The organism is uncultured Microbacterium sp., assembly GCF_964244775.1.
Lineage (GTDB): Bacteria > Actinomycetota > Actinomycetes > Actinomycetales > Microbacteriaceae > Microbacterium.
The window spans coordinates 61085-80316 of sequence record NZ_CAXTJR010000004.1; the positions used below are offsets into that span (position 1 = coordinate 61085).

The 19232-nt window shown below is 73.1% G+C and carries 4 protein-coding genes (1 of these 4 cut by a window edge); 1 reads left to right on the top strand and 3 read right to left on the bottom strand.

The window, feature by feature from the left end:
- Positions 1-16064, bottom strand: the 5' portion of a protein-coding gene (locus ACFE6Z_RS09010; protein ID WP_375385399.1) for a hypothetical protein. Its footprint begins 16186 nt before the window's first position; the window shows 16064 of its 32250 coding nt (coding positions 1-16064); the start codon lies at positions 16062-16064; the stop codon falls past the left edge of the window.
- 34 nt (positions 16065-16098) lie between these two features.
- On the opposite strand from ACFE6Z_RS09010, the gene ACFE6Z_RS09015 reads away from it, so the two are divergent.
- A complete protein-coding gene (locus ACFE6Z_RS09015) occupies positions 16099-16608 on the top strand; it encodes a hypothetical protein (protein ID WP_375385400.1) in 510 nt (169 codons plus the stop codon).
- Between the two features lie 465 nt (positions 16609-17073).
- On the opposite strand, the gene sucD is transcribed toward ACFE6Z_RS09015, so the two are convergent.
- Together sucD and sucC are read right to left on the bottom strand one after the other, a co-directional pair.
- The gene (sucD, locus tag ACFE6Z_RS09020) at positions 17074-17976 is read right to left on the bottom strand and encodes a succinate--CoA ligase subunit alpha (protein ID WP_375385401.1); all 903 of its coding nucleotides are present in this window, start codon (positions 17974-17976) and stop codon (positions 17074-17076) included.
- 13 nt (positions 17977-17989) lie between these two features.
- Complete coding sequence (gene sucC / locus ACFE6Z_RS09025; RefSeq protein WP_375385402.1) at positions 17990-19153, bottom strand: ADP-forming succinate--CoA ligase subunit beta; 1164 nt, start codon at positions 19151-19153, stop codon at positions 17990-17992.
- Positions 19154-19232 lie beyond the last annotated feature (79 nt).

Genomic DNA, 19232 nt, shown 5'->3' on the forward strand with positions numbered 1-19232 from the left:
AGGGTGACGGTGCCGCCGGCGACGATCGTCGTGACCACTGACTCGAGGATCGTCCGGGCGCGGATCGGGGCGATGACGATGCCGACCGCGGCCGCGACATTCACCGGGCCCGAGCTCGTCTCGGCCTTCGGGGTCGACGTGGTCCCCGAGTTCTCCGAGCCGCCCTTTCCACCGCTGCCCGGGTGCTCCCCCGCGACGGCGTCACCGAACCCCCGCTGCCCGGTGACCTGCTGATCGACGCCGGTGCCCGGTGCGCCCCCCTCGGTCGCGGGGTCGCCCGTCCCGGCATCCGTGTCGTTCTCGGGTGCTCCGGCGGCCGACGCAGTGGCGAGGCCGCTGGAGGACGACCAGCTGAACGCCTGCAGCGTGAGGTCGCCTCCGGCCGTGGTGTTGCGGCCGAGCGCAGCGGTGACGGTGTGGTTGGCGATGGTGAGCGCGAGTGCGATGCCGATGGCGGCGTCGTCGGTGGCGATGGCCGCGGCCGACGCGGTCGTGGCCGCAGAGGCATGCTGCGTCGCGCGGATGGTGACATCGCCCGTGACCACCAGCACGCCGCTGCCGATGCGGGCGAGAGTCGTGATGTTCGACAGCACGATGGCGATGGCCGGGGCCACGGCGACGCCGCCGCCCTTGGCGCCCATCTTCGCGTCGGTGGTGGTGGCATCGCTCGCGGCGGCTTCGAGCTTCAGGGTGCGGGCGCCGGTGAGCGAGACCCCGTCGGCGATGAGCGCGGTCGTGCGGTGCGTGTCGAGGGTGAGGGCGACGGATGCCCCGATCCCGGCGTCACCCGTGCCGCTCGCGCCGGCGCCGACCGGCAGCGCGCTGACGGTGCCGACAACCGCGCTCTGCGCGGTCAGGGTCACATCGCCGCCGGTGAGGACGAGCGTGCCGTACACGGCGGCGAGCGTGTCGGTGGTGACGATCGCGATCGCCACGGAACCTGCGACCGAGACGTTGCCGCCCGCCGCGCCCGAGGACGCGGCGGCCCCGAACGACGCGACCTCGTCGCCGCCGTCGACGGTGGTGAGCGCGGTCAGGGTCACCGTGTGCGCGGTGACGGTGAGCGTGGCGGGGATCACGGCGCGGTTGCTCACTGTGGCGAGCGTCAGCGCGACGCCGGCGCCGATCGTGGCGTCGCCCTCGGCAGCTGCAGATCCGTCGCCGCCTGAGCGGGCGTCGGTGTTCGCGCTGGTGGCGAGCGTGACCGCATCCGTCGCGACGATCGAGGTGACGAGCGGGTCGAGCACTGTTTCGGCCACGACCGAGGCCACCACGATGCCGACGGCGGCGGCGACGCTCACCGGACCGTCGCTGGTCTCGGCGCTCGGGTTCGCCTCGTCGCCGGAGTCCGCTCCGCCGTTCGCGGTCGAGACGCCGTCGGCGTTGGTGCGCTCGTGCTGCGCGAGCTGGTCGACACCGTCGCCGCTCCCACCGCCGGCGCTGTCGTTGTCCGGTGCCCCGGCGGCCGAAGCGGTGGCCTTGGCGCCGGACACCGAGATGCTCGATGCCCCCAGGGCCACGCTCCCACCGGCAGTGACGTTGCGCGCGAGCGTCGAGGTCACGACGTGGTTCGCGAGAGTGAGGGCCAGCGCGACGCCGATCGCGGCATCCGTCGCATCCAGGGTCGCCGAATCCGCCACGGTGTCGGCTGAGGCCTTCTGCGTGGCCGCGAGCACGAGCGAACCGGTGACCAGCAGGACGCCCGTGCCGATGAAGGTCGTCGTCGTGACGTTCGAGAGGGTGATCGCCACCGCCGGAGCGAGCGCGACATCGCCGCCCTTCGCGCCCATCTTCGCCTCGGTGACGGCGGCATCCGTCGCGGTCGCGGTGAGGGTGACGTTGTTCGCCCCGGTCAGCGAGACGCCGTTCGCGATCTCAGCACTCGTGCTATCGGTGATGAGGTTGAGGGCGACGGATGCCCCGACCCCGGCGTCGCCGGTGGCGATCACGCCGTCGCCGTGGGGAAGTGCCCGGACGGTGCTGGCGACCGGGCTGAGGGCGGTGAGGTCGACATTCCCGCCGGTGAGGACGACCGTGCCCAGGGTCGCGGCGCGCGTGGTGATCTTCACGACGGCGAGCGCGAACGACCCGGCGACCGAGATCTTGCCGCCGCCGGCACCGGCGATCGACTGCGCGCCGATCGTCGAGGTGGAATCGAGCCCGTCGTGAGTGGCGGTGGCCGAGAGCGTGAGGTCGTGAGCGGTGATCGTGAGCGTCGCCGGGACCACGGCGAGGTTCTCGACGTTCGCCAGCGTGATCGCGACCGCCGCACCGATCGTGGCGTCACCGCCACCCGCGCCGCCCGCAGCGGAGCCGTCTGCGGAGGATGCGGCATCCGTGTTCGCGCTGGTCGCGAGGGTGACGCGCCCGCCGGCGACGATCGTCGGAGCCTGGTCGGTGACGATCGCCTCGGCCCGCACCGTGGCGAGGGTGATCGCGATCGCAGCCGCCACGTTGACCGACCCAGAGCTGGATTGCGCCTTCGGCGTCTTCTGCCCGTTCGTGCCCTCGCCGCCGTTGTCGCCCGACACCTTGCCCGCGTGGGTCAGCTCGTCGTCGGCCAGCGTATTGACGCCCTCGCCGGGCGCGCCGCCGGGGTGGGCGGCATCCGCCGAGTCGGCGGTGTTCTCCGGGGCGCCGGCCGCAGACGCGGTCGCCGCCGAGGAGGAGGTCGAGATGCTCGATGCGCCGAGCGACACGTCCGCACCTGCCGTGGTCGCACGGGCGAGGGTCGAGGTGGTGGTGTGGTTCGCGATGCTGAGCGCGAGGGCGACGCCGATCGCAGCATCCGTCGCTCCGAGCGTGGAAGAGGACGCGGTGGTGGCGGCGGACGCCGTCTGGGTGGCCGCCAGCACGAGCGAGCCGGTGACCGTGAGGATGCCGGTGCCGACGAACGTCCACGTCGTGACGTTCGAGAGGGTGATCGCGACCGCGGGAGCGAGTGCGACATCTCCGCCTTTGGCCCCCATCCGCGCCTCGGTCACGGCCGCGTCGGCCGCGATCGCCGTCAGCGAGACGTTGCGTGCGCCCGTGAGCGAGACGCCGTCCGTGATCTCGGCGCTCGTGCGATCGGTGATGAGGTTGAGAGCGACGGATGCCCCGAACCCGAGGTCGCCGGTGGAGGTGACCCCCTCGCCGGCCGGAAGCGCCTTCACCGTGCTCGCGACGGCGCTCCCCGCCGTGATCGTCGCATCGCCGCCGGTGAGGACGATCGTTCCCAGGACAGCGGCACGGGCGGTGTGGTTCACGACGGCCATCGCGAACGACCCGGCGACCGAGACCTTGCCGCCGCCTGCGCCGGCGATCGACTGGGCGCTGATGGTGGACGTCTCATCGGCGCCGTCCTGGCTCACCGTCGCCGTGATGGTCAGGTCGTGCGCGGTGAGGGTGAGCGTCGCGGGGACGACGGCGAGGTTCTCGACATTGGCCAGAGTGAGCGCGACCGCCGCGCCGATCGTCGCGTCCGAACCCTGCGAGGCCGAGCCGTCGGCGGACGACGCCGCGTCGGTGTTGGTGCTCGCGGCGAGGGTCACGCGGCCGCCGGCCGTGATGGTCGGGATGCCCGGTTCGACGATCGTCGCAGCCCGCACGGTGGCGAGGGTGATCGCGACGGCGGCTGCGGCGTTGACCTTGCCGCCCGACGATTCGGCCGACGGGGTGGCCGTGCCCGCGCTCGAGCCTGCGCCGTCTCCGCCGTTGGCGGCCGAAGCGGCGTTCGCGTGGGTGCGCTCGGTCGCGACCTGCGTGTCGAGTCCGGTACCGCCGCTGCCGCCTGCGCCGGCGTTCTCAGGGGCGCCGGCCGCCGAGGCGGATGCGGAGGCGGAGGATGCCGAGATGCTCGATGCCTGGAGGGTGATGTCCCCACCTGCCGCGACGATGCGGGCCAGCTCCGAGGTGACGGTGTGGTTCGCGATGGTGAGCGCGAGCGAGAGGCCGATCGCGGCATCCGTGGCTCCCACCGTCGCGGACGACGCGGTGCTCGTCGCCGACGCCTTCTGCGTCGCGATCAGCGAGAGACTGCCGCTCACGCTGAGGGTGCCGGCGCTGCCCAGGCGCGTCCGCGTGGTGATGTTCGAGAGCGTGACGGCGACCGCCGGGGCGAGCGCGACGTCGCCGCCGGCCGCACCCATCCGCGCCTCGGTCACGGCGACGTCTGTCGCGTCGGCGGTGAGGATCGCGTCGTGCGCACCGCTCAGGGTCGCACCATCGCCGAGCTCGGCGGCCGTCTTGTCGGTGACGAGGTTGAGAGCCACGGATGCCCCGAACCCGAGGTCGCCGGCGTCGGTCACCCCTGCACCGGCGGGCAGCGCCTTGACCGTGCTCGCCACGGCGCTCCTGGCCGTGACCGTCGCGTCGCCCCCGGTGAGGATGACGGTGCCGTCGATCGCGGCGCGGGTGGTGTGGTTGACGACGGCCAGGGCGAACGACCCGGCCACCGAGACCTTGCCGCCGCCTGCTCCCGCGACCGACTGGGCGCCGAATGTCGCGGTGTGGTCGGCGGGGCCGTTCGGGGTGACGGTCGAGGAGGCGAGGAGATCGTGGGCGTTGACCGTGACCGTCGCCGGGACGACAGCGGCGTTCGTGACGTTCGCGAGGGTGATGGCGACCGCCGCGCCGATGGTGGCATCGGCGCCCTGCGACGCCGACCCGTCGGCGGAGGACGCGGCATCCGTGTTCGCCGATGTGGTCAGGGCGACGGTGCCGGCCGCGGTCGCGACGATTCCGCCCGCGAGCTGCGTCTCGGCGCGGACCGTGGAGAGGGTGACGGCCACGGCAGCGGCCGCGTTCACTTTGCCCTGCGACGACTCAGCGCTCGGGATGGCCGACGCGGCGTGAGGATCGCCGCCGCCGTTCGCGGCCGACGAGGCATTCGCGTGGGTGCGCTCTTTCGCGATGGCGCTGTCGGGGTCGGTGCCGCCACCGGCGCCGCTGTCCTGCGGGGCACCGGCGGCCGACGCCGACGCCGTCGAGGTCGCGGCCGAGATGCTCGAGGCGCTCAGCCGCACGTCGACGCCCGCCGTGACGCTGCGCGAGAGCACGGCGGTGACGGTGTGGTCCGCGATGGTGAGCGCGAGCGAGAGGCCGATCGCGGCATCCGATGCGCCGAGGCTCGACGAGGATCCGGTGGAGGTCGCCGCAGCCTGCTGCGTCGCCGCGAGATCGAGCGTGCCCGAGAGCGTCAGCGCGATGCCGACGGCCGCCTGCGTCGTGACGTGGGAGAGGGTGACCGCGACGGCCGGCGACAGGGCGACATCGCCGCCGGAGGCACCCATCCGCGCCTCGGTCTCCGCCGTGTCGCTCGCGGTCGCGTCGAGCGTGACGTTGTGCGCTCCGGTGAGGATCGCCCCGTCGGCGAGGGCCGCGCTGGTCTCGTCGCTGATGAGGTTGAGGGCGACGGATGCCCCGAACCCGAGGTCGCCGGTCGAGGTGACACCCACGCCGGCCGGAAGCGCCTTCACGGTGGTGGCGACGGAGCTGGCCGCCCTGAGGGTCGCCTCGCCGCCGCTGAGTGCGACGGTGCCGAGGAGCGATGCGGCCGTGCTGTGGTTCACGACCGCGAGCGCGAACGACCCGGCCACCGAGACCTTGCCGCCGCCCGCCCCGGCGATCGACTGCGCGCCGAACGTGGAGGTGGAGTCGGCGCCGTTCGGGGTGACCGTGGCCGAGACGAGGAGATCGTGGGCGTTCACGGTGACCGTCGCCGGGACGACGGCGGCATTCGTGACGTTCGCGAGCGTGATCGCGACCGCCGCGCCGATGGTGGCGTCGGCGCCCTGCGAGGCCGAGCCGTCGGCGGAGGACGCTGCGTCCGTGTTCGCCGAGGTCTTCAGGGCGGCGGTGCCGGCCGCCGTCACGGCTATGTCGCCCGCGAGCTGCGTTTCGGCGCGGACGGTGGAGAGGGTCACCGCCACCGCTGCGGCGACATTGACCTTGCCCTGCGACGACTCGGCGGAGGGTGTGGCTGCCGTGTCCGCCCCGACCCCCGAGCCACCGGCAGCGACGGAGGCGTTGTTCGCGTGGGTGCGCTGGTCTTGGATCTGCCCATCGAGACCCGTGCCGCCACTGCCCCCGGAACCGCTGTTCTCGGGTGCGCCCGCGGCCGAGGCGGTCGCGGTCGAGGACGACGTCGACATCGAGACGGCCTGGAGGGTGAGGTCGCCGCCGGCCTGGATGCTCCGGGCCAGGGCTGCGGTGACCTCGTGGTTCGCGATCGTCAGGGCGAGCCCCACGCCGATGCCGGCGCTCGAGGCCGCCAGCACGATCGCCCCGGCGGTCGATGTGGCCGTGGCGGTCTGCGTCGCGGACTCGGCGATCGTGCCGGAGAGGACGATCGTCGCTCCGGTGCCGATGCGGCTCGAGGTCGTGACGTTCGAGAGGGTGACCGCGACCGCGGGCGACAGCCCGACCTTGCCGCCCTTGGCCCCCATGCGGGCCTCGCTGGTGGCGGTGTCGACCGCGCTCGCGGTGAGCGTCAGGCTGCCGGTGCCACCCACGGTGGCCCCGTCGGCGACCGCGGCAGACGTGCGGTCGGTGATGAGGGCGAGTGCGACGGATGCTCCGAACCCGAGGTCGCCGGTCGAGGTCACTCCCGGGCCGGACGGGAGGGCGGTGACCGTCGTGGCGACCGCACTGGCGGCGTCCACCGCGGCCGTGCCCCCGGTGAGGGTGACCGCGCCGCCGATGACGGCCTCGGTGTCGTGCGTGACGACCGCGAGGGCGAACGAACCGGCGACCGAGATCTTGCCGCCGCCGGCGCCGGCGACCGAACGGGCGCCGAACGTCGAGGTCAGGTCTGCGCCGTTCGGCGTGACGCCGGCCGTGACGGCGAGGTCGTGGGCGTGCACCGCCGCTCCGGGCGCCACCGCAGCGCGGTTCAGGACGTTCGCGAGGGTGATCGCGACGGCCGCGCCGATGGTGGCGTCGGCGCCCTGCGAGGCCGACCCGTCGGCCGAGGACGCGGCATCCGTGTTCGCGCTCGAAGCGAGGGTGACCCCGCCGCCTGCGGTGACGATCGCGGGCGCGGCGACCTCGACCGAGGCGCGCACGGTGGCCAGCGTGATGGCGACCGCCGCGGCCGCGTTGATCTTGCCCTGCGACGACTCGGCGCTGGGGGCGTGCGTGGTCGGGCCGGCCGCTCCACCGTTCACCGCCGAGGTGTCGGAGGCGTTCTTGCGCTCCTTCTCGACCTTCTCATCGATGCCCGGTCCCTCTCCTCCGCCGGGGTTGGCTGCATCGCCGGAGTCGGCGCCGTTCTCCGGAGCACCTGCGGTGGAGGCCGTGGCCGACGAGGTCGAGGTCGAGATGCCGGAGGCGCGGAGCACGACATCCGTCCCCGCCGTCACCGAACGCCCGAGGAGTGTCGAGACCGTGTGGTCGCTGATCGTAAGGGCGAGGCCCACGCCGATGCCGGCGCTCGTGGCGGCGAGCACGATCGCCCCGGCAGTCGAGGTGGCGACGGCCTTCTGGGTCGCCGCGGCCGACAGAGTGCGTCCGACCTGCAGCACGCCGCCGGCGCCGATGGTCACGGTGGTCGTGACGCTGGAGAGCGTGACCGCGACGGCCGGGGCGAGCGCCACCTTGCCGCCCTTGGCACCCATGCGCGCCTCACTGGTGGCGAGCGTGTCGGAGGTCGCGGCGAGCGTCACATCGCGGGCACCGGCGATCGAGACCGCGTCGCCGAGACTTGCGGTGGCGATGACCGTGAAGAGGTTGAGGGCGACGGATGCCCCGATCCCGAGGTCACCGGTGCTGGTGACGCCCGCACCGGCAGGAAGCGCGGCGACGCTCGAGTGCACCGCGTCGGTGGCGGTGACGGCGATGTCCCTGCCGTCGGCCGGACCGCCGTCGAGGACGACGGCCCCGTCGATCGCTGCGCGGGTGAGGTGGGTGATGATCGCGAGGGCGAACGAACCGGCGACCGACACCTTGCCGCCACCGGCGCCGGCGACCGAACGAGCGCCGATCGTCGAGGTGGTGTCGGCGCCGTTCGGCGTGACGCCCGCGGTGACGACGAGGTCGTGGGCGTGGATCGTGACGCCGCCCTGAACGACGGCCTGGTTCGTCACCTTCGCGAGGGTGATCGCGACGGCCGCGCCGATCGTGGCATCGGCGCCCTGCGACGCCGAGCCGTCGGCCGACGAGGCGGCATCCGTGTTCGCGTTCGATGCGAGGGTCACGGTACCCGCCGCTGTCAGGGTGGTGTTCGGCCCGAAGACGGTTTCGGCGCGCACGGTCGCGAGGGTGATCGCCACGGCCGCCGCCGCGTTGATCTTGCCCTGAGACGAGGAGGCGCTCGGGGTGGCCGCTCCTCCGGTACCTGCGCCGTGGTGCGCCGTCGACGCGGCATCCGCGTGCGCCCGCTCCTTCGTCACGGCATGGTCGACGCCGTCGCCCTCGGCGCCTCCGGGGTTCGCGGCATCGGCGGAGTCTGCGCCGTTCTCGGGTGCTCCGGCGGCCGAGGCGGTGGCGGTGGAGGTCGAGGACGAGACGCTCGTCGCACGCAGGGTCACGTCCCCTGTGGAGGTGAGGCTTCGCAGCAGCTCGGCCGTGACGACGTGGTTCGAGATGGTGAGTGCGAGGCCGAGGCCGATGCCGGCGTCGCCCGCCGCGAGGGTCTGCGACGAGGCGGTCGCCGTGGCAGTCGCCGTCTGCGTCGCGACGGACGACAGCGAGGTCACGGTGATGAGCGGGCCGTCGCCGATGCGCGTGAACGTCGTGACGTTCGACAGCGTGACGGCCACCGCGGGCGAGAGTGCGACGTCGCCGCCCCGTGCACCCATCCGCGCTTCGCTCGTCGCGGAGGTGGTCGACGTGGCGGCGAGGTCGATCCCACCGCCGGACACGGCCGCGGTGGCGCCGATCTCGGCGCTCGTGGTCTCGGTGAAGAGGTTCAGGGCGACCGAGGCGCCGAAGCCGAGATCGCCGGCCGTCGTGACGCCGACTCCGGCAGGCAGAGCGGCAACGCTCGAGACGACGGATGCTGCGGCCCCCACCGTCGCGAGACCCCCGGTCAGGGCGACCTCGCCGTCGACGGCGGCGCGGGTGAGGTGGCCGACGATGGCGAGCGCGAGCGATCCGGCGACCGAGACCTTGCCCCCGCCGGCCCCGGCCACCGAGCGCGCACCGAAGGTCGCGGTCGAGTCGGCGCCGTTCGGCGCGACGGCAGCCGACACCGTGAGCGCCTGGGCATTCACCCGCGTTCCGGCCGCGACGGTCGCACGGTTCTCCACGTCTGCGAGCGTGATCGCGACGGCCGCGCCGATCGTGGCATCGGTGCCCTGCGATGCCGAGCCGTCGGCCTGGGACGCAGCATCCGTGTTCGCAGCGCTCGCGATCGAGGCGGCACCGGTCATGTTGAGGACGGCGCTCCCGGTCAAGGATGCCGCGACCCGCACGGTCGTGATCGTCACGGCGACCGCCGCCGCCGCGTTGACCTCACCGTCGGACGACTCGGCGCTCGGGGTGGCCGCGGCGCCGCTGCCGGCGGCTCCCGGGTGCTCCGCCGCGACGTCGTCCGCGTGAGCGCGTTGACCGATGACCGCGCTGTTCACGCCGCCCGGACCGCCACCGGACCCGCTGTCTTCCGGGGCGCCGGCGGCGGAGGCCGTGGCGACGGAAGACGATGTGGAGATGCCGGTGGCGCTGATCGTCGCCGAGGCCGCCGTGACGCTGCGGCCGAGGTCGGCCGTCACGGCGTGGTTCGCAACGGTCAGCGCCAGCGCGATCCCCACGCCCGCGGTCGTGGCGCCGAGCGCCTGCGACGAAGCCGTGGCGGTCGCGGACGCGGTCTGGGCGGCCGTGAGCGCGAGGGCCCCGCTGAGGGTGATCAGCGCTCCTGCCGCGATGCGGGCGGTCGTGTCGATGCTCGACAGGGTGACGGCGAATGTGGGGGCGAGGGCGGCCTTGCCGCCCTGCGCGCCCATGCGCGCCTCAGCGGTGACTGCCGAGACCGTCGTCGCCTCCACGTCAAGAGTCGTCCCGCCCGTGAAGGTCGCGCCGCCGGCGATCTCAGCGGTGACCGAATCGGTGACCAGAGCGAGTGCGACCGACGCCCCGAAGCCGAGGTCTCCCGCCGAGGTCACGCCGATCCCGGCGGGCAGCGCCGTGACGACCGTCGTGCTGTCGCTGTGCGCAGCGATCGCGGTGGCGCCGGTGATGTTCGCCGTGCCGTCGACCGCCGCCCGAGTGGTCTGCGTCACGATCGCGATCGCGAGGGATCCGGCGACCGAGACCTTGCCGCCGCCCGCTCCGGCGACCGAGCGGGCGCCGAACGACGATTGCGTGTCTGCACCGTCGGCCGCGACATCCGCCACCAGCGTCAGCGCGGCCGCCGAGACGACCACCGTCGCGGGGATCGCGGCTTCGTTGCGCACGTCGGCGAGGTTGAGTGCCACCGCCGCGCCGATCGTCGCGTCCGATCCCTGCGACGCCGAGCCGTCCGCCGACGACGACGCGTCCGTGCCGGCTGAGCTCGAGAGGGCGACCGCTCCGCTCGCAGTGAGGGTGATCCCGCCCGCGAGGACGGCGCCCGATCGCACGGTCGCGATGGTGACCGCGACGGCGGCCGCGGCGTTGACCTGGCCCTCCGACGATGCTGCGCTCGGCGTCGCCGTCGTGCCCGAGCCCGCGCCGCCGTGGGCGACGGAGGTGGCATCGGCGTTGGTTCGCGCGGCGCCCACCTGAGCGTCGACGCCTCCTCCGGGTGCGCCGCCGGGGCTGGCCGCGTCGCCCGAGTCGGCGCCGTTCTCCGGCGCGCCCGCGGCCGAGGCCGTGGCGGTCGAGGTGCTGGTGGAGAGGCTGGTCGCGGTGAGGGCGACGGATGCCGCGCCGAGGCTCCGCGCCAGGCCCGCGGTCGTCGTGTGGGTGGCGATGGTGAGCGCGAGCGCGAAGCCGACCCCGGCGGTACCTGCTCCCACCGTGATCGCCCCCGCAGTGCTGGCGGCAGCCGCACGCTGCGTGGCGGTGAGGGCGACCGCCCCGGTGATGGTCGTCGAGCCGACGGCCCCCTCGAGCGTCGCGGTCGTGGCGACGGTCGAGAGCGCGACGGCGATGGCGGGTGTGACGGCGACCTTGCCGCCGGCGGCGCCCATGCGCGCGGTGGCGGTCGTGACGCTGTCTGTGGCGGCGGCGAGGGTCAGTCCGGTCGCCGAGACGAGCGTCGCCCCGCCCGCGACGGTCGCGGCGGTGCGGATCGTCACGAGCGCCAGGGCGACGGATGCCCCGATCCCGAGGTCGCCGGCCGAGGTGACGCCCGCGCCGGCCGGAAGGGCGGTGGCCGTGGTCGTCGCGGCGCTCGTGGCTGTGAGGGCGACAGTTCCGCCTCCGGCGTTGCCGGCCAGGGTGGCGGACGTGTCGCGGCCGGTGAGAGCGAGGGCGAACGACCCGGCCGCAGAGACCTTGCCGCCGCCCGCGCCGGCGGTCGAGGTCGCGGTGACGACGGAGCGCGTATCGGCGCCGTCGGCGGCGGTGGTCGCCGACACCGCGAGCGCGGGCGCGGTCACGGTCGCGCCGGTGGCGACCACCGCGTTGTTCGCCACCGTCGAGGCGGCGATCGCGACGGCTGCGCCGATCGTGGCGTCGGCTCCCTGCGAAGCCGTTCCCTCCGCATCCGCGGCGACATCCGTGTTCTCCGTCGCGGCGAGGGTCACCGCGCCCCCCGCGGTGACGACCACCCCCGCCGCGATGGAGGCCAGGATCGTGGCGTCGGACAGCGCGATGGCGATCGCCGCCGCGACGTTGATCTTGCCCTGCGAACTCGATGCGCTCGGAGTGGAGGGCCCTGTGGCGGCACCGGTGCCGCCGCCCGCTGTGGCGAGGCCGCCTGCAGTGCCGCGAGTCGTGGCGACGGTGTGGTCGACGCCCGGGCCTTCGGCGCCACCGGGGTTCGCAGCATCCCCGGAGTCTGCCGCGTTCTCGGGAGCGCCTGCGGCCGACGCTTCGGCGGTGGCGGACGTCGCCGAGATGCCGGTCGCCTGCAGGGTCACCGCACCTGCGGCGGTGACGCTGCGGCCCAGCACGGCGGTGACCGACGGATCCGCGATGGTGAGCGCGAGGCCTGCTCCGACGGCGGTGCCACCCGTGGTCCCGGTCGCGGCCTTCGCCTCGGAGGCTGCGACCGCGCGCTGTTCGGCGGCGAGAAGGAGCCCTCCGGCGATGGAGAGCGCGGGGCCCGCGACGATCTCGGCGCGCGTGTGCGCGTGGGCGAGCGTCACTGCGGTGAACGGCGCGATCGCGGTGGAGCCGCCGCGGGCCGAACCCTGTGCCAGGCTGCGCGCAGCATCCGTCGTCTTCGCCGTCAGCGACAGCGCCGCCGCCCCGGTGAGCGAGGCACCGGTGTCCACAAGCGCAGTGGTCGTGTGGTCGACGCTCGTGAGAGCGAACGCGGCTCCGATGCCGGTCGTCGGGCTGCCGGCTCCGGTGTCGGACAGAAGCGCGGATGTCGCGGTCTCCGCCGCCGAGGACGCCTCGATGCTCACGGAGCGGCTCGCTCCGGCCAGAGTCACGATGGGCGGTACGGCGCCCGGTGCGGTGCCGGTGATCAGTCCCGCGCTGGTGGCGAGGACGATGATCGAGAGGGCGACGGATCCGGCGACCCCCAGGTCGCCGCCCGAGCCCTGACCGCCCGTTGCGGTCGTGGTGAAGCGGTGTGTGTCGTCGCTTGCCCCTGCGGCGTTGTGCGGGGCTACTCCGGCGACGAGGTGGAGGGCATCTGCGTTGATGCGGGTGGAGGGGCCGACCTCCGCGCGGATCGTGAGATCCGCCAGGTTGATCGCGACGGCCGCTGCGATCGTGGTGTCGCCGCTCGGGGGCCCGCGGTCCGACGGTGCCCCGGTCGCGGTCGATGCGGCCGTGACGTTCGCGCGGGCTTCGAGCGAGACCTTCGATGCGGTGATCGAGATGCCCGCGACCGACACGTCGGCGCTCGAGTGGTGGATGTTCAGGGCGAGGGCCGCGGCGACCGAGACCGTGCCCTGGGGCGTGCTCGGGACCGGGAACGGTGTCGAGCCGCTGCCGCCGGCGCCGCCGGTGCCGGCGCCTGCGGAGGGAGAGATCCCGTCGACGAAGGTGCGGGCATCGGTCGCACTGTCGCCCGGAGTCGGCTGTGCGGCGCCGCCGCTGCCGGCGGCTCCCGTCGCGGACGACGACGCGGTGGTCGCGGTCGAGACGGCGCCGGTGGCGGTGAGGGTGACATCGCCCGCGGCGGTGACGTCACGCAAGAGCAGCGCCCGGACGACGTGGTCGGCGAAGGTCAGCGCGAGCACGAGCCCGATCGCAGCCCCCGATGCGGCATCCACGTTGCCCGCGGCGATGGTGGTGACCGGGGCGCGCTGCGACGCGGTCGCGGTGAAGGCCCCGGTGAGCACGAGCGGCGAACCCGTGCCGAGCCGGGCGATGACGTGCGCGTTGGAGATCGTGGCCGCGAGCACGGTCGCGATCGCGACATCGTCCGAGGCGACGCCGCCCCGGGCCTCGGTGCTGGCCGGCGACGTGCCGTCCGCGGCGAGCACGAGGTCGTGGCCGCCGGTGACGGTGGCGTCGTCGCCGACCTCGGCGGTGGTGGTGTCGTTCACGATGTTGACGCCGACGCTCGCCCCGATGCCGGTCGTGGCTCCGGCCTGCGCGCCCGGGAGGGCCTTGACGGTGTTCGTGTTGTCGGCTCGGGCGGTGAAGGCGAGGTCGGTGCCCGGTGCCGTCACGACCACGCCGGAGTCGATGCCGGCGCGCGTGCGGAAGGTCGCGACGTTGACGGCGAGGGCACCGGCTGCCCCGACCAGGGTCGCCCCGCCGGCACCCGAGGTCGACTCGGCGCGGTAGTCGTTGACCTCCGCGGTGGTGCGCGGGGCGGCGGTCGCAGAGACGATGATGCCGGATGCCTCGAACGAGCCGTTGCCGACCCGCGCCTCGGTTTCGGAGTTCGCGATGTTCACGGAGACGCCGACCCCGACGCCGGTCGCCGATCCGGTGACGGCCGACGCGTCGGCGTGCGTCCCGGCCGATCCGGAAGAGACCGCCGTGACCGCGACACCCGTGCCCCCCGCGGCGATCGCCGACGGTGCCGGAGGGATGATCGCGGCGAGCGTGCGCTGGTCGAGGTCGGAGAAGGCGAGCGCTCCGGCGATGCCGACGGCACCGCCCGGGGCGGAGGCGTACCCGCCGGGCTGCGATGCCGTCGCAGTGGTCGCGCCGGGCGCCGTCCCGTTCCCCGTCGAGCCGCCGGGGCTCGCGATCGCCTCGGTGTGAATCGCGTGGGTGGAGTCGGCCAGCACGGTGAGGGCTCCCCCGACGGCGAGGCCCGCCGCCCCGATCGCGTCGACGATCGCCCGCGTGCCGATGGTGACCGACGAGGTGGCGATGCCGGCACCGGCGGTCGCCGCCGTGGCGTCGGCCTTGGTCGTGGCGGTGGTCGCCGTGCGGGCGACGAGGGCGAGTGCGCCGCCGGTCTGAACAGATGCCGCGCCGGTGAGCAGCGTCGCCGCGGTGTTGTCGATCGTGGTGTGAGCGACCGCGGCATCGACCGACGCGTCGGCGCCGGTGCCGGTGGACTGCGTGTCGACCGTGACGGTGGATGCCGAGGTGAGCGTCGCATCGCCGGTGGCGACCAGCCTGCTGTCACCGTCGACGATCACGCGCGCCGCCGACGTCGCGGCGCCGATCGCCAGGCCGAGCGTGGGTGCCGGGGCGACGGTCGAGGTGGAGGTGGCCGACAGCACGATGTTGCGGGCGGTGATCGCTGCACCGGTGAGGTGGACTTCGGCGAGCGCGGGGGTCGAATCGGTCGAGGTGCTCTCGGCGGCGAACGTGACGTCGCCGGCGCCGGCGTCGAGAACGTCGCCGGACTGGGCGACGATCTGTGCCGCGCGGAAGACGAACGTGACGCCGAGGAAGGTCAGGATGCCGACGATCCGGATCGTTGCGCCCTTTCCTGTGGTGTGGATCGTGAGCGAGACGAGCGGCTTGACCGAGTGGCTTTCGAAGAGCGAGCCGACGCTGCGGACCAACACGTTGCCGGCGTTCGCCGTGTCGTTGGCGACCTCGATCGTGTCGTTGTCGTCCGTCGCGTTCACGGTGTAGTCGTTCACCGCGGCGCTGACGATCGGCTCGAGGCCGGCGTAGGCGATGCTGCGTCCGTCGACCACGAGGCTGCCGGACTGCGGTCCGGTCGGCGACGAGTCGACCGACGCGCGGCCCCCCTCGAAGCGGAGCGTGTCCCACCCGCCCGCGCCGCCGTCGACCGCATCGATGTGGCCGCCCACCGCGACCACGAACTCGTCGCTGTTGCCGGCCGACCCGGCGAGGGTGTCGAAGCCGGAGAAGCGCTGGCCCGCGACCGTGCCGGATCCTTCGCCGGTGACGTGCCAGGTGGTGTCGCCGACCGGACCCTGCAAGCGCTGGCCGGCTCCGGCGGCGACGAGCTCTCCCACTCCGCTGAACGCGACGTCCGTCGCGCCGCTCACGTGACCGGCGCCTGCTCCGTCGGTGGTCCAGACGGACGCCGACCCCGAGACAGTCAGCGTCGCGGCGCTCGTGACGGTGACCGGGAGACCGAGATCCTCAGGGATCGTGACCGCACCGCCGGCGGAGATCGCCAGCGAGAGGACGGATGCGCGGTCGCGGCGCGACTCGGCGCCGTCCGCGACCACGACGATCTGAGTCCCCGAGACGGCGACCGTCACGGTTCCGCCGGCCGCGATCGTCCACACCTCGGGAGCCGCGGGTGCTACGGGGTCGGTGGGCGCGGCCGTCGGGTCGGTGGGCGCGACCGTCGGGTCGGTGGGCGCGGCCGTCGGGTCGGTGGGCGCGGCCGTCTCGCCGGGCGAGGCATCGGTGGCTTCGTCGGCCGGGGCCTCGGCGGGCTCGTCGGTCGCGGTCGGCGCAGGCGCCTCATCGGCCGGGGCCGACCCTTGCTCGTCGGTGGCTGGCACCATCGCCGGCTCGTCGGCAGAAGTGCCGTTCACCGGAGCGTCGGCCGCGGCGGTCGCGGCGGCATCCGCCGGCGTGGTCTCTTCGGGCGCAGGGCCGGTCGGTGCGTCGGCGACCGGCGCGTCGGTGACTTCGACCGGCACGAACGGGCGGGATGACAGCGCGGCGGCGTAGCCGATGACGCCCGTTCCCGACGCGCTCGGCGTACCGGTCGGGGTCGGGCCGACGGGGGCGGGACTCGGCACCGTCGGCGTCGGGGGCGTCGTCGGCGTCGGGGCCGGCGGCGTCGTCGGCGTCGGTGCCGGCGGCGTCGTCGGCTCGGGCGCCGGAGGGGCGGTCGGGGCAGGCGTCGGGGTCGGCAGACCCGGGATACTCGGGGTCGGCGCCGGGGTGGGCGCCGAGCCGACCGAGCCGGGATTCACCGTGCCAGGGCCGCAGGTCAAGCTCGTGCTGCTGGTGCTGGTGGTCGACGAGTTGGTCGAACCGCCGGAGGTGCCGGGCGTGTTTCCGTTGGAGGTCTGCACGCAGTTCGGGCCGAACGGCGAGGTCGGCGGGCTCGACGGAGTCGAACTCGGAATCGGCACCTGGATGACGACGATCGTCGTCGGCGGGGCGATGACACGGGGCTCTTCGAGCGTCGACGACTGCACCGGTTCGTCGCCGTCGGGAACCGCAACGACGTCCTGAGTCGGGACATCGCTGACCGCCGGCGCAGGCTCTCCGGGGGTTGGCGAGGTCCATTCCGCGGCGGGAATAGACCGTGCGGGTGCAGGCTCTGCGGCTGTCGCGGCGGGCAGGCCCCATGCCATCTGGCCGATCACGAGAGCGGCGCTCAGCAGAACGGCGACGGATCCGATGCGGGAAGCCCGGGAGGGCGCGATCGAGCGAGCACGGCCTGCGCCCCGCTCATCGCGTTGATCCTCCGCAAAGAGGGCTCTCCGAACCACGGGGCTCCTTTCGGCCCGTTCGTCGTGCTGAGATCCCCATCCCCCCACGCGCGCCGGAGCGGGCGTGTCCGATGGTGACTGTAGACCTCGCCACGATTCATCCACAAGTGCAGAGCGCGGAGATTTCCCGGAAATACATCTGGGCACGAGAAAAGGGCCCCGCAGAATGCGGGGCCCTTTTTCGTCGGGTGAAGCGAACCGGACGCTACAGCGCCGCGATGATCTCGCGCATCAGCGATGCCGTCTCGGACGGGGTCTTGCCGACCTTGACACCGGCGGCCTCGAGGGCTTCCTTCTTGGCCTGCGCCGTACCGGCCGAACCGGACACGATGGCTCCGGCGTGGCCCATCGTCTTGCCCTCGGGAGCGGTGAAGCCGGCCACATACCCCACGACGGGCTTGGTCACGTTCGCCTTGATGAAGTCGGCCGCGCGCTCTTCGGCGTCGCCGCCGATCTCGCCGATCATGACGATCGCCTTGGTGTCGGGATCGGCCTCGAACGCAGCGAGCGCATCGATATGCGTCGTGCCGATGATGGGGTCTCCACCGATTCCGATCGCTGACGAGAAGCCGATCTCGCGCAGCTCGTACATCATCTGGTACGTCAGCGTGCCCGACTTGGAAACGAGCCCGATCGGGCCTTTCCCGGTGATGTTCGCCGGCGTGATGCCCACGAGCGACTCGCCCGGCGTGATGATGCCGGGGCAGTTCGGACCGATGATGCGGGTCTTGTCACCGTTGGACTGCGTGTACGCCCACGCCTCGGCGGTGTCGCCGACGGGCACGCCCTCGGTGATCACCACGAGGAGCGGGATCTCGGCGTCGATGGCCTCGATCATCGCGTCCTTCGTGAAGGCGGGCGGCACGAAAGCGATCGAGACGTCGGCGCCGGTGGCGGCGATCGCCTCGGCGACCGAGGCGAAGACGGGCAGTTCGACGTCGGCGCCGTCCTTGTCCTTGTGCAGCACGGTGGTGCCGGCCTTGCGGGCGTTGACACCCCCGACGACCTGGGTTCCGGCCTTCAGCATGAGGGCGGTGTGCTTGGTGCCCTCGCCGCCGGTGATGCCCTGGACGATGACCTTGGAGTCCTTGTTGAGGAAGATCGACATGTTCTTCAGTCCTTTACGCGTTCGCAAGTTCGGCGGCCTTGTCGGCGCCTTCGTCCATGGTCGAGGCCAAGGTGACCAGGGGGTGCGCGGCGTCGCGGAGGATCGCACGGCCCTCCTCGACCTTGTTGCCGTCGAGGCGCACGACCAGCGGCTTCGAGGCACTGGCGCCCAGTTCGGCGAGGGCCCCGACGATGCCCTTGGCAACTGCGTCGCACGCGGTGATGCCGCCGAAGACGTTGACGAAAACGCTCTTGACCTGGGGATCCCCGAGGATCACGTCGAGGCCGGCGGCCATGACCTCCGCCGAGGCTCCGCCGCCGATGTCGAGGAAGTTGGCCGGCTTCACGCCGCCGTGCTTCTGGCCGGCGTAGGCGACGACATCGAGCGTCGACATGACGAGCCCCGCGCCGTTGCCGATCACGCCGACCTCACCGTCGAGCTTGACGTAGTTCAGATCGTTCGCCTTGGCCTTCGCCTCGAGCGGGTCGGCAGCATCCTTGTCTTCCAGTGCCGCATGTGCGGGATGCCGGAAGTCGGCGTTCTCGTCGAGCGAGACCTTGCCGTCCAGGGCGATGATGTCGCCCTCCTCGGTGAGCACGAGCGGGTTCACCTCGACCAGGGTCGCATCCTCGCCCTTGTAGACGTTGAAGAGCTTGACGAAGACGTCGGCCACCTTCGGAGCCAGCTCGTCGTCGAAACCGGCGGCCTTCGCGATCTCGAGCGCCTTGGCGTGGTCGATGCCGGTCAGCGGGTTCACCTCGACGCGGGCGAGGGCCTCTGGGCGCTCGACCGCGAGCTCTTCGATCTCCATGCCGCCTTCGACGCTGGACAGGCTCAGGTACGAGCGGTTGGCCCGGTCGAGCAGCACCGAGAAGTAGTACTCCTTGTCGATGCGGGCGCCCTGGGCGACCATCACGCGCTTGACGATGTGGCCCTTTATGTCGAGCCCGAAGATCGTCTTCGCGGCCTCGAATGCCTCATCCGGTGTCTTTGCGACCTTGACGCCGCCCACCTTTCCGCGGCCGCCGGCCTTGACCTGCGCCTTGACGACGACGACTCCGCCGATCTTCTCGGCTGCGGCCCGCACCTCCTCCGGCGTGTCCGCGACGATGCCGGCGAGCACCGGCACCTCGTACTTCTCGAAAAGGTCTCGTGCCTGGTACTCGTACAGATCCACAGTGCAGTCCTTCGCTGGGGGCGACTGGTCAGGGAGAGGCGCGAACAGCGCCGGAAATGTCTCGATATCGAGATATCGG